Raw genomic sequence first — 24,326 nt, forward strand, 5'->3', positions numbered from 1 at the left:
CGGGCGGACGGCACGTCAAAGCGCACCGCCCGCCCGCCCCTTGGAGCAGGTGTCGTACGACGGACTACGAAACCACCGCGGTGTCCGCCGACTTGGGCGAGGCGTCGGCCCCGTCCTCGTCGCCCATGGCGATGCCGCGCCGCTTGGAGACGTACACCGCGCCGACGATCACCACGAACGCCAGCGCCGCGATCAGGATGCGGACGCCGATGCTCTTGTCGTCGCCGTAGGAGAACTTGATGACGGCCGGTGCGATGAGCAGCGACACCAGGTTCATCACCTTCAGCAGCGGGTTGATGGCGGGTCCCGCGGTGTCCTTGAACGGGTCGCCGACGGTGTCGCCGATCACGGTCGCCGCGTGCGCCTCGCTGCCCTTGCCACCGTGATGACCGTCCTCCACCAGCTTCTTGGCGTTGTCCCACGCGCCACCGGAGTTGGCGAGGAACACCGCCATCAGCGTGCCCGCGCCGATCGCGCCCGCGAGAAACGCGCCGAGCGCGCCGACGCCGAGCGTGAACCCGATGAAGATCGGTGCCATCACCGCGAGCAGCCCGGGCGTGGCGAGTTCCCTCAGCGCGTCCCTGGTGCAGATGTCGACGACCTTGCCGTACTCCGGTTTCTCGCTGTAGTCCATGATCCCGGGCCGCTCCCGGAACTGCCGGCGCACCTCGTAGACCACCGAACCCGCCGACCGCGACACCGCGTTGATCGCCAGCCCCGAGAAGAGGAAGACGACCGCGGCGCCCGCGATGAGGCCGACGAGGTTGTTGGGCTGGGAGATGTCCATCGAGAGCGTCATCGCCGAGCCCTCGCCGCCGAGCTTCTCCCCCACGTCGCGCGCGCCGGTGATGATCGCGTCGCGGTACGACCCGAAGAGGGCGGAGGCCGCGAGGACGGCGGTGGCGATGGCGATGCCCTTGGTGATGGCCTTGGTGGTGTTGCCGACGGCGTCGAGGTTGGTGAGCACCTGCGCGCCCGCGCCCTCGACGTCCCCGGACATCTCCGCGATGCCCTGGGCGTTGTCGGAGACCGGCCCGAAGGTGTCCATGGCGACGATGACGCCGACGGTGGTGAGCAGGCCGGTGCCGGCGAGCGCCACCGCGAACAGCGCCAGCATGATCGAGGTACCGCCGAGCAGGAAGGCGCCGTAGACGCTCAGGCCGATCAACAGGGCGGTGTAGACAGCGGATTCGAGGCCCACGGAGATGCCGGCGAGGACGACGGTGGCCGGCCCGGTGAGCGAGCTCTTGCCGATGTCCCTGACGGGGCGGCGGTTGGTCTCGGTGAAGTAGCCGGTCAGCTGCTGGATGACGGCGGCCAGCAGGATGCCGATGGCGACCGCGACGAGCGCCAGGATCCTCGGATCGCCGTCCTTGCCCTGGATCGCGGTGTCGGTGACACCGTCCAGGTCGGCGTACGAACTCGGGAGGTAGACGAAGACGGCCACGGCCACGAGGACGAGCGAGATCACCGCGGAGACGAAGAAGCCGCGGTTGATCGCGGACATGCCACTGCGGTCAGCCCGGCGCGGCGCGACCGCGAAGATCCCGATCATGGCCGTGATCACCCCGATGGCGGGCACGAGCAGCGGGAAGGCGAGCCCGGAGTCGCCGAAGGCCGCCTTGCCGAGGATCAGCGCGGCGACGAGCGTCACGGCGTACGACTCGAAGAGGTCGGCCGCCATGCCGGCGCAGTCGCCGACGTTGTCGCCCACGTTGTCGGCGATGGTCGCGGCATTGCGTGGGTCGTCCTCCGGGATGCCCTGCTCGACCTTGCCGACCAGGTCGGCGCCGACGTCGGCGGCCTTGGTGAAGATGCCGCCGCCGACACGCATGAACATCGCGATCAGCGCGGCACCGAGACCGAATCCCTCGAGCACCTTCGGCGCGTCGGCCGCGTACACCAGCACCACGCAGGAGGCGCCCAGCAGACCGAGCCCCACCGTGAACATGCCGACGACGCCACCCGTGCGGAAAGCGATCTTCATCGCTTTGTGCGAGACCTCGGTGAGATCCTTTTCCGGTTCGCCTTCCGCCGGTGTCGCCTCGCGCGCCGCGGCCGCGACGCGCACATTGCTGCGTACGGCGAGCCACATGCCGATATAGCCGGTGGCCGCCGAGAACGCCGCGCCGATCAAGAAGAACACCGATCGTCCGGCACGCTGATTCCAGTCGTCCGCGGGCAGCAGCATGAGCAGGAAGAACACGACGACGGCGAATACGCCGAGTGTGCGCAGCTGCCGGGCCAGATAGGCGTTGGCGCCTTCCTGGACCGCCGCGGCGATCTCCTTCATGCTGTCGGTGCCCTCGCCCGCCGTGAGCACCTGGCGCAACAACATCCCTGCGACCACCAGGGCGGCCAGCGCGACGACCGCGATGACCACCACCAGGACACGGTTGCCGTCGGTCAGGACTGCGGCTGCGAAGGCTGTGGAGTGATCCAGCTGATGAGGGGTAGAAAGCCCCGCCATTCGTCCTCCTTGACGCTTGGGCTGAGCTCAAGATGTGGACGGATTGTAGGTACCGGAACCTGATCAAAACAGTGCGCGGTAAACGGAATTTGCATTCAAGCAGTAATGCCCTGAAGGCATTCACCTTGATCCATTTTTTCAAGCACCAGGATCGTGAATGAATTCACGAAAGGCACCGCCTGGAACAGTACGGATCGGTAGGAACTCCTGACGCAACCACTGTAGGCGGGGGCACTGACAGCCGCACACGCACAGACTCCGCACGGACACGCACGGGCACAGACGGACAGGCATGGGGCACACAGAAGGGCCCCGCCGAGGCGGGGCCCTATGACTCTGCGTCGCGGGGGTCAGGACAGAGGCGTCAGCGGGGGCTGTGCGGTCGGCCAGGTCATCTTGATCTGGCCGCCGTGCTCCCCGGCGGTGACCTCCACGTCGTCGACGAGGCCGCTGATGACCGCGAGGCCCATCTCGTCCTCCTCGGCATCGGCGTCCTCGCCGCCGGCGCCGGGCGCCCGGTCGCCGGGGGCCGAGCGCGGCGCCTCGTCGCCGACCTCGATGGAGAACTGCTTCTCCTCCTCGACCAGCAGCACCTTCACCGGCGCGGTGATCCCGGAGCTCTGGTGCAGCCCGACGGCGCGCGTACAGGCCTCACCGACGGCGAGTCTCACCTCGTCCAGGACGGCCTCGTCCACTCCGGCCCTGCGTGCCACCGCGGCCGCCACCAGCCGGGCGGTCCGCACGTGCTCGGGCAGCGCGCTGAAGCGGAGTTCGACGGTGGCCATGCATCCCCCTCGAAAACTACGGGCGTGCGGTCGGGGGCCGGCCGCCGAACGCCCGGCCCCCCGGTTGAACTGTGCCGAGCCGGGCCACACGGACCCGGCTCGGGAGATCAGTCGGTGGCCGCCACCGCTTCCTCGACCGAGGTGTGGATCGGGAACACCTTGGTCAGGCCGGTGATGCGGAAGATCTTCAGAATGCGCTCCTGGTTGCACACCAGGCGCAGCGAGCCCTCATGGGCACGCACTCGCTTGAGACCGCCGACCAGCACGCCGAGACCGGTGGAGTCGAGGAAGTCCACGCCCTCCATGTCGACGACGAGGTGGAAATTCCCGTCGTTCACCAGCTCGACCAGCTGCTCGCGCAGCTTGGGCGCGGTATATACGTCGATTTCGCCACCGACCTCGACGACCGTACGATCGCCGACGGTACGGGTCGACAGGGACAGGTCCACGGATCCTCCAGCACCTTGCTATCGAGCGGTCGCCTCAGGGGGCACTCGGCTTGAAGCCCCCAGGACGGTTCGCCAGCCGCGATGGCATTCAATCACTTACCGGCAGGCGTGCACGACGCCTTGAGCCCATTGTCCGTCACGCCAGTGACACACTCGGTGCCGATGGCCAAGAATCACCGATCCGATCGACCCTCGACGGACCCCGCACTCCGCCCGTCCCCTGGCACGGTTCTGGACCGGCTCGCCTCGGGTCCGAGCCGGGCTTCGCGCATCACTCATACGGAGCACTTGCCCCCGCGGGAGGGTCGCCATGCCGTCTGGCCTGATCGGATTCGCGCGGAGGTGATCGCGGCCGTCCAGGCGGCGGGCATCGAACACCCCTGGGAGCATCAGGCGCGGGCCGCCGAGCACGCCCTGGACGGCGATTCGGTGGTCGTCGCCACCGGGACCGCCTCGGGCAAGTCGCTGGCCTATCTGGCCCCGGTGCTCTCCGCTCTCCTGGAGGGCTCCGAGGCCCCGAACGGCCGCGGCTCCACCGCCCTGTACCTGGCCCCCACCAAGGCCCTGGCCGCCGACCAGTGCCGCGCCGTGCGCGCTCTGTCCCAACCGCTGGGCAACGCCGTGCGCGCCGCGGTGTACGACGGCGACACGCCGTTCGAGGAACGCGAGTGGATCCGCCAGTACGCCAACTACGTCCTCACCAATCCGGACATGCTGCACCGCGGCATACTCCCGTCCCACCCCCGCTGGTCCTCCTTCCTGAAATCGCTGAAGTACGTCGTCATCGACGAGTGCCACACCTACCGCGGCGTCTTCGGCTCCCACGTCGCCCAGGTGCTGCGCCGACTGCGCCGTCTGTGCGCGCGCTACGGCGCCTCTCCCGTCTTCCTCCTCGCCTCGGCGACCGCCGCCGAGCCCGCCGTGGCCGGGCGCCGCCTGACCGGGCTGCCGGTGGTGGAGGTCGCCGACGACGCCTCCCCGCGCGGGGAGCTGGTGTTCGCCCTGTGGGAGCCGCCGCTCACCGAACTCCAGGGCGAGAAGGGAGCTCCTGTACGCCGTACGGCCACCGCCGAGACGGCCGACCTGCTCACCGACCTCACCCTCCAGGGCGTCCGCAGCGTCGCCTTCGTCCGCTCCCGGCGCGGCGCCGAGCTGATCTCGGTCATCACCCAGGAGCGGCTGGCCGAGATCGATCGCTCCCTGTCCCGGCGTGTCGCGGCCTACCGCGGCGGCTACCTCCCCGAGGAGCGCCGCGCCCTCGAACGGGCCCTGCACTCCGGCGAGCTCCTCGGTCTCGCCGCGACCACCGCCCTCGAACTCGGCGTCGACGTCTCCGGCCTGGACGCCGTCCTGATCGCCGGCTACCCGGGCACGCGCGCGTCTCTGTGGCAGCAGGCCGGCCGCGCGGGCCGCTCCGGCCAGGGCGCCCTGGCCGTCCTGGTCGCCCGCGACGACCCGCTGGACACCTACCTGGTCCACCACCCCGAGGCCCTCTTCGACCGACCGGTCGAGTCGACCGTCCTCGACCCCGACAACCCTTACGTGCTCGCCCCGCACCTGTGCGCGGCCGCCGCGGAGATCCCGCTGGTGGAGGAGGACCTGGAGCTGTTCGGCCCCGCTTCGGCCGACCTTCTGCCGCAGCTGGAGGCCGCCAAACTGCTGCGCCGCCGTACGAAGGCCTGGCACTGGACGCGCCGGGAGCGCGCCGCCGACCTCACCGACATCCGCGGCGAGGGCGGCAGCCCCGTCCAGATCGTCGAGGCCGGCACCGGCCGCCTGCTCGGCACGGTCGACGCCGGCTCGGCCCACGCCAGCGTCCACGAGGGCGCCGTCCACCTGCACCAGGGCCGCACCTATCTGGTCCGCTCCCTCGACCTGGACGACTCGGTCGCCCTGGTCGAGGAGGCCAACCCGCCGTACTCCACCGTCGCCCGCGACACCACCGCCATCTCCGTCCTGGACACGGACATCGAGATCCCGTGGGGCGACGGCCGCCTCTGCTACGGCTCCGTCGAGGTCACCAACCAGGTCGTCTCCTTCCTGCGCCGGCGCCTCATCACCGGCGAGGTGCTCGGCGAGACCAAACTCGACCTCCCTCCTCGTACGCTCCGCACCCGCGCGGTGTGGTGGACGGTCACCGAGGACCAGCTGGACGAGGCCCGGATCAACCCGGAGATCGTCGGCGGCGCCCTGCACGCCGCCGAGCACGCGTCGATCGGCATGCTGCCCCTCTTCGCGACCTGCGACCGCTGGGACATCGGCGGCGTGTCCATCCCGCTCCACCCCGACACCCTGCTGCCCACCGTCTTCGTCTACGACGGCCACCCAGGCGGCGCAGGCTTCGCCGAACGTGCCTTCCACACCGCCCACGCCTGGCTCACCGCCACCCGCGAGGCCATCGCCTCCTGCGAGTGCGACGCCGGCTGCCCGTCCTGCATCCAGTCCCCCAAGTGCGGCAACGGCAACGATCCGTTGCACAAGCGGGGCGCCGTGCGACTGCTCACCGTGCTGCTGCGGGGAGCTCCGCCGGAGAAGCCGGGTGAGGCGGAGGGGCCAGGAGGGGCGGAGAAGCCCGGCCGGGCCGAGGTGGTCCGTGAACGCCCGGCTCAGGGCGCGCGCCCCGCAGAGGGCGGCTGAGGGCCGTCGCGAGGGCTTGGGGCCCGTAGGTCCGTCCCCGCAGGGCCCGCCCGGGATCTGCTCTCTGCCGAGAACGGGCCCCGCGCGGACGCGGCCGACACGTCCGCGATCTCGCCGTCCAGGGCGCACCGCACCAGCCGTACGCCCTGGGCGCGGGCCACCCGGGCGGCGTGTTCGCAGGCCGCCGTACTGCCGTCGGGCCAGCGGTCCGCCGCGGCCAGCGCCGCCAGGTCGGCACCGCGGGCCGCGTGCTGCCGCACCACGACGGCCTGCCCGAGAGCGAGCACGATGCCGAAGACGACACACAGCACCGCGATCGCCCCGAGGCTCCAGACGGTGGCGGACCCACGGTCGGAGCCGTACGCCTTCACGACCCCACCCCGACCATCTCCTCCGCCGCCGCCACGGCCTCCTCCCGCACCTCGAACGGCAGGCCGCTGAGAGCGCGCGGCTTGGCCACCACGACGACACGGACCAGTTCACCCTCCCGGGTGACGTTCACCTGCGCACCTGGCGGCGCCACGCCTCGCGCCACCTCGACGACCGCCTCCTCGGGGTCCTGCCGGGCCGCCGCGCGGGCACCCGTCCTGGCCGCGTCCATGCACTGGATCTGCGCGGCCACGACGAGCAGCCCCCACACGAGCGCCAGCGCGAACATCACCAGCACCGGCAGCACCACGGCCGACTCCGCCGTCACGAACCCCCGGTCCGACCTCCGCTCACGCCCCCTCATCGAGCGCCCTCTTCACGATGGCCTGCAACTCCGCGGTGATCTGCCCACTGGTGACGACCTTGTAGAGCACCACCGCGAACGCGGCCGCCGCGACGATGCCCAGCGCGTACTCCGACGTCACCATGCCCGCGTCCCGCCGCCGCGACCGGCACCAGCCGCGCATCCCGCACACCAGGGCATCCAGCCGCGCCCGAACCATTGCGTACATCCCGACCTCCATGAGCTTTCCGTTCCGTTCCACAACCGCTGTCACTGCCACTGCCACTGCTTCGACCCGTCCGTCACCGGCCTCCCCCCAGCACCTCGCCCGCCAGCCCGATCACCACCGGCAGCACGCCGACCGCGATGAAGGCGGGCAGGAAGCACAGCCCCACCGGCGCGGTGACCAGGACGGCCGCGCGTCTCGCGCGTGCGGTCGCGGTGCGGGTCCAGTCCGCGCGGGCGTCCGCCGCGATCCGGGCGACGGGACCGGCCGCCGGAAGCCCCGAGACATCGGCCCGCTCCAGCAGCCGTGCCAGGCCCTGCGCGCCCGGCACCTCGGCGAGCCGACGCCAGGCCTCGGCCGGCTCCCCGCCGAGCCGCACCTCCGCCGCACCGCGCGCGAGTGCCTCCCCGACGGGCCCGCCCAGCGCCTCCCCCACCGCCTGGGCCGCCGGCACCGGACCGGCGCCGGCCGCGATACAGGCAGCCAGGAGGTCGGCGGCGAGCGGGAGTTGGCGGGCCCCCAGGGCCGCCTGCCCGGCGTCGAGGCCCTGTGCGCTGCTGTCGGCTCGCACCCGCCGACGCCACAGCACGGCCGCACCGGCCAGCCCGACCAGGACCCCGAGGAGCCCTCCGACCAGCACCCACCCGGCGCATGCGACACCGGCCGGTGCCAGCCATCTCCGTACAGCCAAGGGCACTTGGGGACGCGGCCCTCGGCGCATCGCCGCCTCCGCGGCGAGCAGCTCGGCCAGCCGGCGCCGGACCCTGCGCTCGCGCCGCACACCGGACAGCCGATGGGCGGCCCAGACCATCGCGAGTCCCAGGCCCAGCACGGCCCACAGCCTGTGGACGATCTCCTCGTTCATGCCGCCTCCGCTCCTCGGACGATCCGCAGCGCCCACCACAGGCCCGCGCCCTCCAGCACGCCGCCGATCAGCAGGCACCCCAGCCCGGCACCGGTGTGCAGCAGCACCCGCAAGGGATCGGCGCCGAGGGCCGTGCCGAGCAGCAGCCCGAGCGCCGGCAGCCCCGCGAGCATCACGGCCGTGGAGCGCGCGCCCGCCAACTGGGCCCGCAGGTCGGCGCGCTGGTCCCGCTGGGCCCGCAACGCCCCTTCGAGCCGGTCGAGTCCGGCGGCGAGGCCCGCGCCCTGGTCCACGGCCACCCGCCAGCACGCGGCGAGTCCCAGCAGCCCCTCGGCCCCCGGACGGCGCGCCGCGACCGCGAGCGCCTCAGGCACATCCCCGCCGAACCGGGCCGCCGCCAGGACCGCGGCCTGCGCCTCCCCGAGGCCGCCGGACTCATGCGCGGCCCGCAGCAGTGCCTCACCCGGCTGCCGTCCGGCCCGCACCTCCCCGGCGAGCACCCCGCACAGGGCGATGACCTCGTCCCCACGGCGCTCCCGGGCCCGCCGCGCTTCCCGGGCCAGCCGCGCCCGCCGCAGCAACGGCAGCCCTGCCGCCCCCGCGAGCACCGGAAGCACCGAGGCGCCCAGCACGGCCAGGACCAGCCCCGTAGCCGGCGCCCACCACTCGGGCCGCATCCGCTCACGGACCTGGCGCAGACTGCAGCCCAGCCGGGGCCACTTGGGCGGGCCCGTGCCCACCACCCCGCCTCCCGCGAGCAGCAACTGCGCCCGCCGCGCCCCCGACTGCCACTCGCCGGCCAGCCAGGCGGCCGCCGCCCCGCACACCAGGGCCGCCGCCACCCACATCTCACTCATCACGACCATGCGCTCTCTCCGTCTCGTCCTTCGCCGGAAGCGATCCCTCCGGGCGCCTCCAGGCAGTCCTCGCGCAGCAGTTCCCGCAGCCGCTCCCAGCCCCGTTCGGGCACGAACGCCCGCGCGCCCCACCGCAGCGCCGGCACCGTCCGCACCAGGCCCGCCGCGCCCCGCTCCAGCACATGCACCTCGGCGATACGTCGCCGACCGGCCCGGTCGCGCGCCAGGTGCAGCACCACCGACAGGGCCGCGGCCAACTGACTGTGCAGCGCGGCCCGGTCGAGCCCGGCGGCCGTGCCGAGCGCCTCCAACCGGGCGGGGACGTCGGCGGCTGCGTTGGCGTGCACTGTTCCGCCGCCGTCGTGGCCGGTGTTCAACGCCGCGAGCAGATGCACCACTTCGGGCCCACGCACCTCGCCCACGACCAGCCGGTCCGGCCGCATCCGCAGCGCCTGACGCACCAGGTCCTCGAGCGTGACGAGCCCCGCGCCCTCCTGGTTGGCGGGTCTGGCCTCCAGCCGTACGACGTGCGGATGGTCGGGCCGCAGCTCCGCCGAGTCCTCGGCGAGCACGATCCGCTCGCCCGGCCCTACCAGCCCGAGCAGCGCGCTCAGCAGGGTCGTCTTGCCACTGCCGGTCCCCCCGCTGATCAGGAAGGACAGCCGTGCCCGCAGCAGTGCCCGCAGGACGCGGTCCCCGCCCGGTGGGACCGTGCCCGCCGCCACCAGTTCGTCGAGCGTGAACGCGCGCGGTCGTACGACCCTCAGGGCCAGGCAGGTGCAGCCGACCGCGACGGGAGGCAGCACCGCGTGCAGCCGCGTGCCGTCGGGCAGCCGGGCGTCGACCCAGGGCCGGGCGTCGTCGAGGCGCCGTCCGGCCACCGCGGCCAGCCGCTGCGCGAGCCGCCGTACCGCCGCCGCGTCCCTGAAGGAGACCCGGGTCAGCTCCAGGCCGCCGCCGCGGTCGACCCAGACCCGGTCCGGAGCCGACACGAGGACGTCCGTCACCGACGGATCGGTGAGCAGCGGCTCCAGCGGCCCGCTCCCGATCAACTCCCGCCGCAACTGCTCGGCTGCCCCCAGCACTTCGGCGTCCCCGAGCACCCGCCCCTGCTCCCGCAACGCCTGCGCCACGCGCGCGGGAGTCGGCTCGGCACCGCTCTCGGCGAGCCGCCGCCGCACGCCGTCGAGCAACCCAGGGGTGAGTCCACCGCCGCTCCCGACCGACCGCGCAACGCCTGCCGGCTCTTCACCGACCTCGACCGATGCCGGTCCGTGGCGCGGCTCGCCTCGGTCCTCAGGTGGTCCCAGGCCGCCACGCAGCTCGCCGCGGTTCTCGGGCGGTCCCAGGCCGCCACGCAGTTCGCCTCGGATCCCGGCGGGCCTCAGACCACCACGCAGCTCACTTCGGTTCTCGGCCCGCCCCAGCCCGCCGGGGATCTCACCTGACCGCCATACGCCGGCCGGCCCGCTGCCACTCCCGCCCCATGGTCCGACGCGCTCCGGCAACCCGGTCCCCCGCTCGCCCCCGCTCGGCTCCGGTTGCCGCACCCCTCCCCACAGCGCGGCCCTCACCCCGGCCCCACCGTCGCTCGGGCGTCGTACGCGCCCGAACAGCACGGGCTCCCCGGGTCCCGTATGCGCCCTCATGCCGCCCTCACCTCGATCAGGGCCCGCTCCCAGAACTCCTTGCAGAAGCGGGCCAAGGGGCCGCGGCCACCCGCGCCGGGCGGGGTCTTGCCGCCGGTAGGGCGCAGGAGTGCGGGCTCGACGGGGACCTCGCCGACCAGGGGGAGCCCGAGGAGGCGGGCGACCTCGCGGGCGTCGAGTCCGGGGGCGTAGGGGCCGCGGACGGCGACCCGTAGGTCCCGCAGGACCATGCCGAAGGCGGAGGCCACGCGTCCGGCCGCGGCGAGGGCGCGCAGTTCGGCGGGCACCACCAGCACGGCCAGATCCAGCTGGGCGAGGGCCTCGGCGACGCCTTCGTCGAAGCGGCGGGGCAGGTCGACGACGACCGTGCCGCCCCGGCGCCGGGCGGCGGCGAGCACCGCGCGGACGGCCTGCGGCGGTACGGCGACGCGGTCGCCCCGGTCCCAGCTGAGCACCCGCAGCGAGTGCAGTTCGGGCAGCGACTCCTCCAGGGCGCCGCTGCCGACCCGTCCGCGTGAGCCGGCGAAGGCGGGCCAGCGCAGGCCCTCGGTGGTCTCGCCGCCGAGCAGTACGTCGAGTCCGCCGCCGAGTGGATCGGCGTCCACGAGCAGGGTGCGTACGCCTTCGCGCGCGGAGGTGACGGCGAGCGCGCACGCGAGCGTGGAGGCTCCGGCGCCGCCGCGGCCGCCGATCACACCGACGGTGAGGGCGGGCCGGCCCACGCCCTCGGCGACGTCGGCGATGCGGTCCACGAGCCACTGTTCGCCGTCGGGGAGCATCAGCACGTGGTCGGCGCCGATCTCGACGGCGCGCCGCCAGACGCCGGGGTCGTCCTGGTCCCGGCCGACCAGCACGACTCCGCGTCTGCGGGCGGCCCCGCGCACCCGGCGGGCGGCGTCGTCGCCGACGAGGACGAGCGGGGCGGCCTCCCAGCCGCCGCGGCGTTCGGGCACCGAGGGGTGGACCTCGGGCGTGGCGCCGGCGGCCGCGCACAGCCGGAGCAGGTCGTCCAGCAGATGCGGGTCCTCGGTGACGATGAGCGGGCCGTTCTGCCGGCCTCCGGCGGCGGACGGTGGATCGTGGGTGACGACATCGGTCATGGCGTGACTTCCCCCTTCGCTGCGTGTCCCGCGCAGCCCCTGCGGCCACGCGTTTCTCATCCGTGTGAAGAACCGGTGGATGGCCCTCCATATGAGCGGCCGGAAGAAACCGGCCAAACGCGTCCGACAAACGGGAGAGGGTCACGAACTTGCCGCGATCGGGGCGCGCTGGAATCACGGTGCAGCGAGCCCGGAAAACTTGTGGATCTTGGTCAATAACTGTGGACAACACCGGGGTTGTGAGTATCGCCGTCACCCATACCGGTGACCTCTGCACCATCTCCTGTGCGAGTTCCGCAGAGCAGTCCGACAACTACCCACAGTAACGGATCATGGACATGCCGAAAAGGCGGCCACAGCCGCCTCGATGCGGCCCTGCGGCCGCGCACTGAAGGAGAAAACCCACCCGGACATGCGACGACCCCCGCCGGGGGGGAGAGCGGGGGTCGTCCCCACGGCCGACTCGGGGGGGGAGGAGTCGGACCGGGTTAGCACGGTCGCGAACGATCCGTGACTTCCATGGTGTACCCGAGAGCCTTCTCAGGCAAACCCACACGCCCTACCTTACGCCGAATGGGCTGCCCCTATGCTCAGGGTCGTGGAAAACCACTCGATGCCCCGCACAGCCGCCTTCTTTGACCTGGACAAGACGGTCATTGCGAAGTCGAGCACGCTCACGTTCAGCAAGTCGTTCTACCAAGGCGGTCTGATCAACCGCCGGGCCGCCTTGCGTACCGCATATGCCCAGTTCGTCTTCCTCGTGGGCGGCATGGACCACGACCAGATGGAACGGACCCGCGAGTACCTCTCCAGGATGGTGCGCGGCTGGAACGTCCAGCAGGTCAAGGAGATCGTCGCCGAGACCCTGCACGACATCGTCGATCCGATCATCTACGACGAGGCCGCCTCCCTCATCGAGGAGCACCACATCGCCGGCCGCGACGTGGTGATCGTCTCCACCTCCGGAGCGGAGGTCGTCGAACCCATCGGCGAGCTGCTGGGCGCGGACCGCGTGGTCGCCACCCGGATGGTCGTAGGGGACGACGGCTGCTTCACCGGAGAGGTGGAGTACTACGCCTACGGCCCCACGAAGGCGGAGGCGATCCGCGAGCTGGCGGAGTCCGAGGGCTACGACCTTTCACGCTGCTACGCCTACAGCGACTCGGCGACCGACCTGCCCATGCTGGAGGCCGTGGGGCACCCGCACGCCGTCAACCCCGACCGCGCGCTGCGTCGCGAGGCACTCGCGCGCGGATGGCCGGTTCTGGACTTCCACCGGCCCGTACGGCTCAAGCAGCGGCTGCCCGCCTTCTCCGTACCGCCGCGTCCGGCGCTCGTCGCGGCCGCGGCGATCGGCGCCGCGGCGGCCACCGCGGGGCTCGTCTGGTACGCCAGCCGTCGCCGCGCGGCGACGGCCTGACCGGGGACGACCCGCAGCTCCCCCAACCGCGTCCGTTTCCATCCTGTTTGAACCTAAAAGTAAAGAAGTACGTCCAGGACTTCCGCTTACTCGTGACCTGGAGTACAAAGGAGTCAACGGCCCGCGAGACCAAGGACATCCGCGAGGATCACCTTCAATACGCATTTGGCCCCACGGACCGAGCATGGACACCCGGCACCCACGCGACGTCGACCCGTCGATTACGGGCCAGCCGCACCAGGTCGAGCAAAGTCCCCGACCTGATGGGCGACATTCGAGGACGCTTGGTAACCGGGTGAACATGCCAGCGGCGGTACGAGGACTCGTACCGCCGCAACCCTGTTGGGCCCCTCTCAAGGGGCCTTTTTTTATGCCCCGCGCGCGGGTCTATTTCACGCCACAGCCTCTACGCGGCACCGCGCTGCAGCGCCTCGCACACCGCGGTCGACTCGCGCGCACCCAGCTCGACCGCCTTGCCGCAGTGGGCGATCCAGGCCGCCATGCCCTCGGCGGTGCCGGACACATAGCCGTCGAGCGCCGCCAGATAGGCCGCGCGGCCCAGCTCGGCGTGGCCGACCTCGGCCGGACAGACCGACTTGGGGTCGAGGCCGCTGCCGATCAGCACGATCCGCTCGGCCGCGCGCGCGACGAGGCCGTTGTGCGAGGCGAAGGGGCGCAGCGCCATCAGTTCCCCGTGCACCACGGCCGCCGTGACCAGCGCCGGTGCCGCGCTTCCCGCCACGATCAGCTCGGACAGCCCCTCCAGACGAGCGGAGACCTCTTCGGCGCTCGGCAGCGGCAGCTCCACGAGCGGCTCGTCGACGGGCTCGCCCGCCAGGCGCGGACGCCCCGCGCGGTCCGCGTCGTCCGCCGCCGCCACCAGGTGCAGCCTGGCCAGCACCCGCAGCGGCGACTGCCGCCAGATGGACAGCAACTGCCCCGCCTCGGCGGTGAGCCGCAGGGCGCCACCCATCACGCGCGCCTCGTCGTCGCCGCTGAAGTCGGTGCGCCGGCGCACCTCCTCCAGAGCCCAGTCCGCGCCGGACAGCGCCGCCGAACCTCGCGCGCCGCGCAACGCCGCCTCGGAGGTGATCTCGGTGCTGCGGCGACGCATGACCCGGTGGCCGTAGACCCGGTCCACGGCCTTGCGCACGGATTCGACGGAGTCGGCCACGCCGGGCAGTGCGCCCAGGGCCGCGAGCGGATCTGCGGTCGCGCCTGTCGTACTCATGGGTACGACAGTACGCAACCGGCGCACGCACCCCACGAAGGAGTGGTCTTCTTCACGTCCGGGCCCCCGCGGAGGCGCCAGCGCCACTACGCTTACTGAACATGAAAATTGCTTTCGTCGGGAAGGGCGGCAGCGGCAAGACGACCCTGTCCTCCCTGTTCATCCGCCACCTGGCGGCCACCGGAGCACCGGTCATCGCGGTCGACGCCGACATCAACCAGCACCTGGGCGCCGCGCTGGGCCTCGACGAGGCCGAGGCCGCCGCCCTGCCCGCGATGGGCGACCGGCTCCCTCTGATCAAGGACTACCTGCGCGGCAGCAACCCGCGCATCGCCTCCGCCGAGACGATGATCAAGACGACTCCGCCGGGCGAGGGCTCACGGCTGCTGCGGGTGCGCGAGAACAACCCCGTCTACGACGCCTGTGCCCGCCCGGTGGAACTCGACGGGGGCGCCGTCCGTTTGATGGTCACCGGCCCCTTCACGGACGCCGACCTGGGGGTCGCCTGCTACCACTCCAAGACCGGAGCGGTGGAGCTGTGCCTGAACCACCTCGTCGACGGCCCCGACGAGTACGTCGTGGTCGACATGACGGCTGGCTCGGACTCCTTCGCCTCGGGCATGTTCACCCGCTTCGACATGACGTTCCTCGTCGCCGAGCCGACCCGGAAGGGGGTCTCCGTCTATCGCCAGTACAAGGAGTACGCCCGCGACTTCGGCGTCGAGCTGAGGGTCGTCGGCAACAAGGTGCAGGGCCCCGACGATCTCGACTTCCTGCGCGCCGAGGTCGGCGAGGACCTGCTCGTCACCGTGGGGCACTCCGACTGGGTGCGCGCCATGGAGAAGGGCCGGCCGCCCCGGTTCGACCTCCTGGAGGACACCAACCGTCAGGCGCTGAGCACCCTGCAGACCGCCGCCGACGCCACGTACGGGCGACGTGACTGGGAGCGCTACACGCGCCAGATGGTCCACTTCCACGTGAAGAACGCCCAGTCGTGGGGCAACGAGCGCACCGGGGCCGACCTGGCGGCGCAGGTCGACCCCGGCTTCATGCTCGGCGAGAGCGTCACACAGCTCGCGTGACCTCGACCCTGCCGGGCGCCGCCGCTACTGCCGTACGGCCGGTGCTCCCGGTACGCCCTTCGGGGCCGGAGCCGGGCGGCCCGACAGGTAGGACGCCCAGCCCTGCTTCGGGGCCTCGCCGACGTCCAGGGCGCGCAGCTTGTCGAGCGTCTTCGGGTCCTGCGCGTCCAGCCAGTCGGCGAGCTGCCGGAAGGACACGCAGCGCACGTCGGACTTGGTGCACACCCGCTCGATGACCTCCTGGACGGCGCGCATGTAGGTGCCGCCGTTCCAGGACTCGAAGTGGTTGCCGATGATCAGGGGTGCGCGGTTGCCCTCGTAGGCCCGCCGGAAGCCGGCGAGCAGGCCGTCGCGCATCTGGTCGCCCCAGAACTTGTACTTGTCCGGGTCGCCCTGGGTCGTCGTGCCGGACTGGTTGACCATGAAGTTGTAGTCCATGGTGAGCTGCTCGAAGGAGTGGCCGGGGAAGGGCACCAGCTGCATGGACAGGTCCCACAGCCCTTCCTTCTTGTCGGGCCACAGCTGGTTGTTGACCCCGCTGGTGTCGTAGCGGAAGCCGAGTTCGCGGGCGGCCTTGCGGAAGTTGCTCTGGCCCTCCAGGCAGGGGGTGCGGGCGCCGATGAGCTCCTTGTCGTAGTCGAAGGGCAGCGGGGCCGCCTTCGACATGCCCGTGTTGGTCTTCCAGGTCCTCACGAACTGCTTGGCCTGGGCGATCTCGTCCTTCCACTCCTCGACCGACCACTCGCCCACACCGCCGCCCTTGCCGCAGAAGTGGCCGTTGAAGTGGGTGCCGACCTCGTTGCCCTCCATCCATGCCAGGCGCAGTTGTTTGACGGTGTCGGCGATGCCCTGCTCGTCGTTGAAGCCGATGTCGGAACGGCCCGGGGAGTGCTGCGGCGGCTTGTAGAGGTCGCGCTTGTCCTCCGGGAGCAGGTACACGCCGCTGAGGAAGTAGGTCATCGTGGCGTTGTTGTCCTTGGCGACCTTGCGGAAGTGGGAGAACAGACGCTGGCTGTCCTCGCCCGCGCCGTCCCAGGAGAACACCACGAACTGCGGCGGTTTCTGACCTGGCTTCAGGCGTTCGGGCCGCGGCAGATGCGGCTGCGCGCCGGTGTACGCGGTGGAGCCGTCGCCGATGAGGCGGACCTGGCTCTTGGGCGCCGGGGCCGGCTTCGCCTTCTGCGGCCCGGAAACCCCGCCCTCGGAATGGTCGTTGCCGGTCGCGCAACCGGCCAGTGACGCGGCACAGGCCGCGACGGCCACAGCGCCCGCGGCAATCCTCTGGGTGGCGGCCATCCGCCCACCTTCTTCCTTCTCTCGGGGCAACGCTGGTGACGACCTCGACGAGGTGATGTGCCGGGCGAGCCGACAGCGCCGCCAACGTCGCACGGGACCGAGAAGGAATATGTACGACAAGCCGATAAAAAGAGCACTTCACTCATTAGGGGGATGCATTAGCCCATTTGCGTCGAAAATCCATGCTGGGCCTTTACTCTGCATTACGATCTGTTTACCGAGCGTTGATTCAGAACGTTGATCCATCCCGCCGCTGCACGCCGTGACCCACGGCCGCGACCCGACCCCGCCGCCCGGCGGGGACCACCTGTTACGCGACCGCGCCGCCCCGGAGGAGACGGGAACATGTCAGCCAGCGTCCCCGCGCACACGCAGTCCTACGAACCCTCGCCAAAGCCCCCGCCCAGAGGGGGACAGGCCCCCACGCCCACGGGGGCTGTCGCCTCCGGGCCGAGGGAAAAGCACGCCGACTCCGGCGCCCCTGCCCAGCGGGCCCACCCACCGCACAGTCCGCCGACGGACCCGCACCGCCGCCGCTTCCGTATCGCCGGCGCCGATGTGTCCGCCTCGATCGCGGTCTTCCTGATCGCCCTGCCCCTGTCCCTGGGCATCGCCCTGGCCACCGACGCCCCGCTCCAGGCGGGCCTCGTCGCCGCCGCCGTCGGCGGAGTGGTGGCCGGCCTCGTCGGCGGCTCTCCGCTCCAGGTCAGCGGGCCGGCCGCCGGTCTCACGGTCGTCACCGCCGACCTCATCCATCAGTACGGCTGGCGCACCACCTGCGCCATCACCGTCCTTGCCGGCTTCACCCAACTCCTCCTGGGCCGACTGCGGGTGGCCCGCACGGCGCTCGCCGTCAGCCCCGCGATCGTCCACGGCATGCTCGCCGGCATCGGCGTCACCATCGCCGTCGCCCAGCTGCACATCGTCCTCGGCGGCACGCCGCAGAGCTCGGTGCTCGCCAACCTCGCCGGCCTGCCCGCCCAGTTGGCTCGTGTGCATCCCGCCGCCGTCACGATGAGCGCCCTCACCCTCGCGCTGCTGTTCCTGTGGCCACGGATCCCAGGCCGGGCGGGACTGTTGCTGCGCACGATTCCGGCCCCGCTCATCGCCGTCGCCGGCGCCACCGCGACAGCCTCGCTCACCGCCCTCAGCCTGCCCAAGGTCGAGCTGCCGTCCTGGAGCAGTCATGCCCTGGCCGGAATGCCCGAAGGCCCGGTGACCGGCATCGCCGCCGCCGTCCTCACCATCACGCTGGTGTGCAGCGTGCAGTCACTGCTGGGCGCGGTCGCCGTGGACAAGCTGGCTGCGGCGCGGGGGGCCGCGGCCGCCCGTGCGGAGACGCATGGCGGGGGTGGTACCAGCGGCACGGAGTCCTGCACCGATCCCGGTTCCGAGGCCCGCACAGGATCGGACGCGGAAGGACGCCCCGCATCCGATGCCGCTTCCCCTCCCCGCAGCGCCGCCTTCAAGCCCCGCCCCGCAGCCCGCTCCGGCGGTCACGCCCCCCGTATCGCCCGGTCCGACCTGGACCGTGAACTGCTCGGGCAGGGCGCGGCCAACATCGTCTCCGGAGCCCTCGGCGGACTGCCCGTCGCGGGGGTGGCGGTGCGGAGTTCGGCGAATGTGCAAGCCGGTGCCGTCAGCCGGAACTCCACGGTGTTGCACGGCGTTCTCGTAGTAGTCGCCGCGCTGCTGATGGTCCCGATCCTGGAGCTCATCCCGCTCGCCTCGCTCGCCGCCCTGGTGATGGCCGTCGGCATCCAGATGGTGTCCCTGCACCACATCCGCACGGTGACTCGACACCGAGAGGCACCGGTGTACGCCGTCACGACCGCCGGCGTGGTGTTCCTCGGAGTCCTGGAGGGCGTGGCGCTCGGCGTCGCCGTGGCCGTCACCGTCGCCCTCAACCGCCTCACCCGCACCCGCATCACGCACGACGAGAAGGAAGGAGTCCATCACGTACATGTAAGAGGCCAGTTGACGTTCCTGGCGGTACCGCGGCTCAGCCGTGCCCTGCATCTCGTACCCCAAGGCGCCCAGGTCGTCGTGGAGTTGGACGGTTCGTTCATGGACCACGCGGCCTACGAGTCACTGCAGGACTGGCAGACCTCGCACACCGCCCACGGAGGCACCGTCGAGCTGACCGGCCGCCGTGCCGCAGTCCGTATCGCCGAACCCGCCGTCCTCGCAGAGTCCCGCGAGGCCGAGGGCTCCGGCGACGGGGAAGCCCCGGCCGATCCCGCCGCCTGCCGCTGCCGCCCCTGGACGCCCTGGCGCAACCACCAGTGCGACAGCCCTGCAGAGGGGGCTGCTGACGGAGAACCCGTGTCGGACGTAGGCATCACGCCCGACACCCATACCGAGGTGGGCCACGCCCAGGACCAGTTGTCCGCCCGTCCCAGCGGACAGCAGCCCCGGACCGACGGACCTGTGCAGGGTGCCGCGCCGGGCATCGCCGACGGCGTGCGAGACAGCCGGAGTGGCTCTGCCGGACAGGACGGCCCCAACAGTCCTGCGGAGCAGGGTGACCGCAACAGTCCGGGCAGGCAGGACGACCCGAACGCCCCTGCCGGCAACACCGATCTCGACCTCGACCGGCACGGCCGCCAAGGCCTCCGCGACCCTGACGACAGCCTCGACGACCACGCCCGCCCGGGCGCCCACAACCCGAAACAGGAACACGCCAACCCGGACACCCACGACCTGAGCAGTCGGCACACCCGCGCGACCGCACCCGACCCGAGTGATCAGCACGGTCGCGCGACCGCCGATGACCCCAACGATCAGCACGTCCGCCCCACCACCCACGACGTGCGCAAGCAGCACGCCCACCCGGACACCCACGACCCGAGCCAGGAGCACGCCCACCCGGACACCCACCCCCCGCACAACGACCACACCCCCCGAGCCCCCCACCCCCCGCACCCGAACAGCAGCATCCACCCCAGCCACCACCCCACCCACGGACACACCCCAGCCACCACCTCGCTCCCCCCAAAGCCCGGTCAACACCAACTCGTTCGCGGTATCACCGCGTTCCAGCGCAACACCGCTCCCCTGGTGCGTAACGAGTTGGCGCGGTTGGCTCGGGAGGGGCAGCGGCCGGCGCAGTTGTTCCTGACCTGTGCCGACTCGCGGGTGGTCACCTCGATGATCACCTCCAGTGGTCCGGGTGACCTGTTCGTGGTGCGCAACGTGGGCAACCTCGTGCCGCTGCCGGGGGCGGAGAGTGGGGACGACTCGGTGGCGGCCGCGATCGAGTACGCGGTGGACGTGCTGAAGGTGCGGTCCATCACGGTGTGCGGGCACTCGGGGTGCGGTGCCATGCAGGCGCTGCTCAACTCCGAGCCGGGAGGTGCTCAGACCCCGCTCAAGCGGTGGTTGAGGCACGGCCTGCCGAGCCTGGAGCGCATGGCGGACGACAGTCGGCCCTGGGCGCGGTTGGCAGGGAGAGCGCCGGCCGACGCGGTGGAGCAGTTGTGCCTGACCAACGTCGTCCAGCAGTTGGAGCATCTGCGCGCGCATGAGTCGGTGGCGCGGGGGCTGCGGCGCGGGGCGCTGGAGCTGCACGGGGTGTACTTCCACGTGGGCGAGGCCCAGGCCTACCTGCTCACGGGGGCCGAGGGAGGTGAGCTGTTCGACCATGTGGCGGGCACGGAGGAGTTGCGCAGCCCGGTGTGAGGCGTGTGAGGGCCGTTACATGAGCGCACCTGCCTGAACCTGAGGGCCGGGCCGTCCGTGGGAACGATCGGACGGCCCGGCCACAAGATCACCTCCGAGACCGACCGGCACACGTGCGGAACCGAGTGCAAGACCGAGCGCGAGGGCGAGACCAAGATCAAGAGCGGGCCCGCATCGGAACCCGCGCCGAGATCGACGCCGAGGTAGGCACCCGGTCACCCGGCCCTCACAGGTCTAAACCAATTTTCGGTCGACCCTTGTCAGCGGACCCTCGGGTCTGATGAGCTGTGGCCTGGGACACAACGGACACCCTGGGAAAGGGAGATGTCGTGAGCAACGAAAGCCTGGCCAACCTGCTCAAAGAGGAGCGCAGGTTCGCGCCGCCCGCCGACCTGGCCGCGCATGCCAATGTCACCGCGGAGGCGTACGAGCAGGCCAAGGCTGACAGGCTCGGTTTCTGGGCCGCGCAGGCCCGGCGCCTGACCTGGGCCAAGGAACCGACCGAGACCCTGGACTGGTCCAACCCGCCGTTCGCGAAGTGGTTCCAGGACGGCGAGCTGAACGTCGCCTACAACTGCGTGGACCGGCATGTGGAGGCCGGCAACGGCGACCGGGTGGCCATCCACTTCGAGGGCGAGCCCGGCGACAGCCGCGCCCTCACCTACGCCGACCTCAAGAACGAGGTGTCCAGGGCGGCCAACGCGCTGCTGGAGCTGGGTGTCCGCAAGGGCGACCGGGTCGCCGTCTACATGCCGATGATCCCCGAGACGGCCGTCGCGATGCTGGCCTGTGCCCGCATCGGCGCAGCCCACTCCGTCGTGTTCGGCGGGTTCTCGGCGGACGCGCTCGCCACCCGTATCAAGGACGCCGACGCCAAGGTCGTCATCACCGCCGACGGCGGCTACCGGCGCGGCAAGCCCTCCGCGCTCAAGCCGGCCGTGGACGAGGCGCTGACGAAGACCGACAACGTCGAGCATGTCCTCGTCGTGCGCCGCACCGGCCAGGACGTCGCCTTCACCGAGGGCCGGGACGTGTGGTGGGACGACATCGTCGCCCGCCAGTCCGCCGAGCACACCCCCGAGGCGTTCGAGGCCGAGCACCCGCTGTTCATCCTCTACACCTCCGGCACCACGGGTAAGCCCAAGGGCATCCTGCACACCTCCGGCGGCTACCTCACCCAGACCGCCTACACCCACCACGCCGTCTTCGACCTCAAGCCGGAGACCGACGTCTACTGGTGCACCGCCGACGTCGGCTGGGTCACCGGACACTCCTACATCGTCTACGGGCCGCTCGCCAACGGCGCCACCCAGGTCATGTACGAGGGCACGCCGGACACCCCGCACCAGGGCCGGTTCTGGGAGATCGTGCAGAAGTACAAGGTCTCCATCCTGTACACCGCGCCCACCGCGATCCGCACGTTCATGAAGTGGGGCGACGACATCCCCGCGAAGTTCGACCTGAGCAGCCTGCGCGTGCTCGGCTCGGTGGGCGAGCCGATCAACCCCGAGGCATGGATCTGGTACCGCAAGCACATCGGCGCCGACCGCACCCCGATCGTGGACACCTGGTGGCAGACCGAGACCGGCGCGATGATGATCTCCCCGCTGCCCGGCGTCACCGACACCAAGCCCGGCTCCGCCCAGACCCCGCTGCCTGGCATCTCGGCGACCGTCGTCGACGACGAGGCGAACGAGGTGCCCAACGGCGGAGGCGGCTACCTGGTGCTGACCGAGCCGTGGCCGTCCATGCTGCGCACCATCTGGGGCGACGACCAGCGCTTCCTCGACACCTACTGGTCCCGCTTCGAGGGCAAGTACTTCGCCGGTGACGGCGCGAAGAAGGACGACGACGGCGACATCTGGCTGCTGGGCCGCGTCGACGACGTCATGCTCGTCTCCGGCCACAACATCTCCACCACCGAGGTCGAGTCCGCCCTCGTCTCCCACCCCTCCGTCGCCGAAGCCGCCGTCGTCGGCGCCGCCGACGAGACGACCGGCCAGGCCATCGTCGCCTTCGTGATCCTGCGCGGTACGGCGTCCGAGGACGACTCCCTCGTCGACGAACTGCGCAACCACGTCGGCGCCACCCTCGGCCCGATCGCCAAGCCCAAGCGGATCCTGCCGGTGGGCGAGCTGCCGAAGACCCGCTCCGGCAAGATCATGCGCCGCCTGCTGCGCGACGTCGCGGAGAACAGGCAGCTCGGAGACGTCACGACCCTGACCGACTCCACGGTCATGGACCTCATCCAGGCGAAGCTCCCGGCGGCGCCCAGCGAGGACTGACACCCGTTCCAGCGAGCGGCCCGGCGCATCTTAGGTAAACTAAACAAAGGTGCGCCGGGAAGTCTGGTCGGCAGTCGCTCTGTCCTGCCCACCGACCGGAGGTCCCCGCCGTGGCCGCGCCCCGCACCACCACCCCCCGCAAGGTCCTGGGACGGCTGTCCCTGCCCGAGCGGCGCTATGTGGCGGAGGCGCTGCGCACCGAGACCGTCGGCGGCGTGCTGCTGCTGATCGCCGCGATCGCCGCGCTGATCTGGGCGAACGTCCCGGGGCTGCACGACAGCTACGAGAGCGTCTCGCACCGCCACTTCGGCCCCGGGGCCCTCGGCCTGAACCTCTCCGTCGCGCACTGGGCCGCCGACGGACTCCTCGCGATCTTCTTCTTCGTGGCCGGCATCGAGCTCAAGCGCGAGCTCGTCGCCGGAGACCTGCGCGACCCCAAGGCCGCCGCCCTGCCCGTCGTGGCCGCGCTGTGCGGTATGGCGGCGCCCGCGCTGGTCTACGCCCTCACCAACGCCGCCGGCGACGGCTCGCTCAAGGGCTGGGCCGTGCCCACCGCCACCGACATCGCGTTCGCGCTCGCGGTGCTCGCGGTCATCGGCAGCTCGCTGCCGAGCGCCCTGCGCGCCTTCCTGCTCACGCTCGCCGTCGTCGACGACCTGTTCGCCATCCTGATCATCGCGGTCTTCTTCACCGAGACGATCGACTTCGCGGCGCTCGGCGGCGCGCTCGCCGGCCTCGTCGTCTTCTGGCTGCTGCTGCGCAAGGGCGTACGCGGTTGGTACGTCTACGTACCGCTGGCGCTGGTGATCTGGGCCCTGATGTACAACAGCGGCATCCACGCGACCATCGCGGGCGTGGCCATGGGCCTGATGCTGCGCTGCACCCCTCGCGAGGGCGAGGAGCACTCCCTGGGCGAGCGGATCGAGCACCTCGTACGACCGCTGTCGGCGGGCATCGCCGTACCGCTGTTCGCGCTGTTCAGCGCGGGTGTGTCGGTGTCGGGCGGCGCGCTGGGCGAGGTGTTCACCCGGCCGGAGACCCTGGGTGTCGTGCTCGGGCTGGTCGTCGGCAAGACGCTCGGCATCTTCGGCGGCACCTGGCTGACCGCCCGCTTCACCAGGGCGTCCCTCAGCGAGGACCTCCAGTGGGCCGACGTCTTCGCGGTGGCCACCCTGGCCGGCATCGGGTTCACCGTCTCGCTGCTCATCGGCGAGCTGGCCTTCGAGGACGACACGACGCTGACGGGCGAGGTCAAGGCCGCCGTCCTGGTCGGCTCGCTGATCGCGGCGAGCCTGGCCACCGTTCTGCTGAAGATACGCAACGGCAAGTACCAGCGCCTGTACGAGGCCGAGGAGCGGGACGACGACCTCGACGGCATTCCGGACATCTACGAGCAGGACGACCCGGCCTATCACCTCCGTATGGCCGCGATCCACGAGCGCAAGGCGGCCGAACACCGCAGGATCGCGGAGGAGAAGGCCACCGCGCGGCGTGCCGAAGTGATGGGCGGGGCAGGCGAGGAGGAGGACCGTCCGGCATGATCTGACGGGACGGTACAAAAAAACAGGGCACTCAGTCCCA

Annotated in this window: 17 protein-coding genes and 1 pseudogene; 6 read left to right on the plus strand and 12 right to left on the minus strand. The window is 71.5% G+C overall.

The window, feature by feature from the left end:
- Positions 1-64: 64 nt before the first annotated feature.
- From RKD23_RS17225 to bldG, 3 genes are all read right to left on the minus strand, one after another.
- Positions 65-2,470 carry a sodium-translocating pyrophosphatase gene (locus RKD23_RS17225; protein ID WP_424854460.1) on the minus strand — a complete coding sequence of 802 codons (2,406 nt, stop codon included), beginning with the start codon at positions 2,468-2,470 and terminating at the stop codon, positions 65-67.
- A gap of 350 nt (positions 2,471-2,820) precedes the next feature.
- Positions 2,821-3,255: an ATP-binding protein gene (locus RKD23_RS17230; protein WP_424854461.1), complete on the minus strand. Its 435-nt coding sequence runs from the start codon at positions 3,253-3,255 to the stop codon at positions 2,821-2,823.
- 107 nt (positions 3,256-3,362) lie between these two features.
- Positions 3,363-3,704, minus strand: a complete 342-nt coding sequence (gene bldG / locus RKD23_RS17235; RefSeq protein WP_010986038.1) for an anti-sigma factor antagonist BldG — start codon at positions 3,702-3,704, stop codon at positions 3,363-3,365.
- Between the two features lie 81 nt (positions 3,705-3,785).
- Between bldG and RKD23_RS17240 the strand changes: the two genes are divergently transcribed.
- Positions 3,786-6,341 (plus strand): DEAD/DEAH box helicase, encoded by a 2,556-nt coding sequence (locus tag RKD23_RS17240; protein ID WP_424854462.1) that lies wholly within the window; start codon positions 3,786-3,788, stop codon positions 6,339-6,341.
- Here RKD23_RS17240 and RKD23_RS17245 read toward each other — a convergent pair.
- From RKD23_RS17245 to ssd, 7 genes are all read right to left on the minus strand, one after another.
- Positions 6,311-6,712: an Rv3654c family TadE-like protein gene (locus tag RKD23_RS17245; RefSeq protein ID WP_424854463.1), complete on the minus strand. Its 402-nt coding sequence runs from the start codon at positions 6,710-6,712 to the stop codon at positions 6,311-6,313. The two genes, RKD23_RS17240 and RKD23_RS17245, sit on opposite strands and share 31 nt — an antisense overlap.
- Positions 6,709-7,074, minus strand: a complete 366-nt coding sequence (locus tag RKD23_RS17250; protein WP_424854464.1) for a TadE family type IV pilus minor pilin — start codon at positions 7,072-7,074, stop codon at positions 6,709-6,711. The genes RKD23_RS17245 and RKD23_RS17250 overlap by 4 nt, the downstream gene beginning before the upstream one ends.
- The gene (locus tag RKD23_RS17255) at positions 7,061-7,282 is read right to left on the minus strand and encodes a DUF4244 domain-containing protein (RefSeq protein WP_424854466.1); all 222 of its coding nucleotides are present in this window, start codon (positions 7,280-7,282) and stop codon (positions 7,061-7,063) included. The genes RKD23_RS17250 and RKD23_RS17255 overlap by 14 nt, the downstream gene beginning before the upstream one ends.
- A 73-nt stretch (positions 7,283-7,355) precedes the next feature.
- Entirely contained in the window at positions 7,356-8,144 is a 789-nt protein-coding gene (locus RKD23_RS17260) for a type II secretion system F family protein (protein WP_424854467.1), read from the minus strand.
- A complete protein-coding gene (locus tag RKD23_RS17265) occupies positions 8,141-9,010 on the minus strand; it encodes a type II secretion system F family protein (protein WP_424854468.1) in 870 nt (289 codons plus the stop codon). The genes RKD23_RS17260 and RKD23_RS17265 overlap by 4 nt, the downstream gene beginning before the upstream one ends.
- Positions 9,001-10,194: a TadA family conjugal transfer-associated ATPase gene (locus RKD23_RS17270; protein ID WP_424854469.1), complete on the minus strand. Its 1,194-nt coding sequence runs from the start codon at positions 10,192-10,194 to the stop codon at positions 9,001-9,003. Before RKD23_RS17270 ends, RKD23_RS17265 begins: the two co-directional genes overlap by 10 nt.
- A 452-nt stretch (positions 10,195-10,646) precedes the next feature.
- Complete coding sequence (gene ssd / locus RKD23_RS17275; protein ID WP_404037792.1) at positions 10,647-11,750, minus strand: septum site-determining protein Ssd; 1,104 nt, start codon at positions 11,748-11,750, stop codon at positions 10,647-10,649.
- Positions 11,751-12,336: 586 nt separating this feature from the next.
- Here ssd and RKD23_RS17280 point away from each other — a divergent pair.
- Positions 12,337-13,170 (plus strand): HAD family hydrolase, encoded by an 834-nt coding sequence (locus RKD23_RS17280; protein ID WP_424854470.1) that lies wholly within the window; start codon positions 12,337-12,339, stop codon positions 13,168-13,170.
- 406 nt (positions 13,171-13,576) lie between these two features.
- Here the strand turns inward: RKD23_RS17280 and RKD23_RS17285 are convergent, their stop codons facing one another.
- Positions 13,577-14,401 (minus strand): oxidoreductase, encoded by an 825-nt coding sequence (locus tag RKD23_RS17285; protein WP_424854471.1) that lies wholly within the window; start codon positions 14,399-14,401, stop codon positions 13,577-13,579.
- A 101-nt stretch (positions 14,402-14,502) separates the two neighbouring features.
- On the opposite strand from RKD23_RS17285, the gene RKD23_RS17290 reads away from it, so the two are divergent.
- Positions 14,503-15,483 (plus strand): ATP-binding protein, encoded by a 981-nt coding sequence (locus RKD23_RS17290; RefSeq protein WP_424854472.1) that lies wholly within the window; start codon positions 14,503-14,505, stop codon positions 15,481-15,483.
- A gap of 24 nt (positions 15,484-15,507) precedes the next feature.
- Here the strand turns inward: RKD23_RS17290 and RKD23_RS17295 are convergent, their stop codons facing one another.
- Positions 15,508-16,779 carry a hypothetical protein gene (locus RKD23_RS17295; protein ID WP_424854473.1) on the minus strand — a complete coding sequence of 424 codons (1,272 nt, stop codon included), beginning with the start codon at positions 16,777-16,779 and terminating at the stop codon, positions 15,508-15,510.
- A gap of 543 nt (positions 16,780-17,322) precedes the next feature.
- Here RKD23_RS17295 and RKD23_RS17300 point away from each other — a divergent pair.
- The 3 genes and pseudogenes from RKD23_RS17300 (at position 17,323) to nhaA (ending at position 24,286) form a co-directional block, all read left to right on the plus strand.
- Positions 17,323-20,460 (plus strand): annotated as a pseudogene (locus RKD23_RS17300) (SulP family inorganic anion transporter).
- Between the two features lie 287 nt (positions 20,461-20,747).
- Positions 20,748-22,745, plus strand: coding sequence for an acetate--CoA ligase (gene acs / locus RKD23_RS17305; protein WP_424854474.1), 1,998 nt, complete (start codon positions 20,748-20,750; stop codon positions 22,743-22,745).
- 110 nt (positions 22,746-22,855) lie between these two features.
- Entirely contained in the window at positions 22,856-24,286 is a 1,431-nt protein-coding gene (gene nhaA / locus RKD23_RS17310) for a Na+/H+ antiporter NhaA (RefSeq protein ID WP_424854475.1), read from the plus strand.
- The last annotated feature ends 40 nt before the right edge of the window (positions 24,287-24,326 follow it).

Source organism: Streptomyces sp. SAI-170, from assembly GCF_049739565.1.
GTDB lineage: Bacteria > Actinomycetota > Actinomycetes > Streptomycetales > Streptomycetaceae > Streptomyces.

Excerpts from the sequence above, each read along its gene's own strand:
- ssd (WP_404037792.1), bottom strand. The coding sequence starts at position 11,750 with ATGACCGATGTCGTCACCCACGATCCACCGTCCGCCGCCGGAGGCCGG.
- RKD23_RS17285 (WP_424854471.1), bottom strand. The coding sequence starts at position 14,401 with ATGAGTACGACAGGCGCGACCGCAGATCCGCTCGCGGCCCTGGGCGCA.
- RKD23_RS17295 (WP_424854473.1), bottom strand. The coding sequence starts at position 16,779 with ATGGCCGCCACCCAGAGGATTGCCGCGGGCGCTGTGGCCGTCGCGGCC.
- RKD23_RS17255 (WP_424854466.1), bottom strand. The coding sequence starts at position 7,282 with ATGTACGCAATGGTTCGGGCGCGGCTGGATGCCCTGGTGTGCGGGATG.
- RKD23_RS17290 (WP_424854472.1), top strand. The coding sequence starts at position 14,503 with ATGAAAATTGCTTTCGTCGGGAAGGGCGGCAGCGGCAAGACGACCCTG.
- RKD23_RS17260 (WP_424854467.1), bottom strand. The coding sequence starts at position 8,144 with ATGAACGAGGAGATCGTCCACAGGCTGTGGGCCGTGCTGGGCCTGGGA.
- RKD23_RS17280 (WP_424854470.1), top strand. The coding sequence starts at position 12,337 with ATGCTCAGGGTCGTGGAAAACCACTCGATGCCCCGCACAGCCGCCTTC.
- RKD23_RS17225 (WP_424854460.1), bottom strand. The coding sequence starts at position 2,470 with ATGGCGGGGCTTTCTACCCCTCATCAGCTGGATCACTCCACAGCCTTC.
- RKD23_RS17240 (WP_424854462.1), top strand. The coding sequence starts at position 3,786 with ATGGCATTCAATCACTTACCGGCAGGCGTGCACGACGCCTTGAGCCCA.
- RKD23_RS17250 (WP_424854464.1), bottom strand. The coding sequence starts at position 7,074 with ATGAGGGGGCGTGAGCGGAGGTCGGACCGGGGGTTCGTGACGGCGGAG.
- RKD23_RS17265 (WP_424854468.1), bottom strand. The coding sequence starts at position 9,010 with ATGGTCGTGATGAGTGAGATGTGGGTGGCGGCGGCCCTGGTGTGCGGG.
- RKD23_RS17230 (WP_424854461.1), bottom strand. The coding sequence starts at position 3,255 with ATGGCCACCGTCGAACTCCGCTTCAGCGCGCTGCCCGAGCACGTGCGG.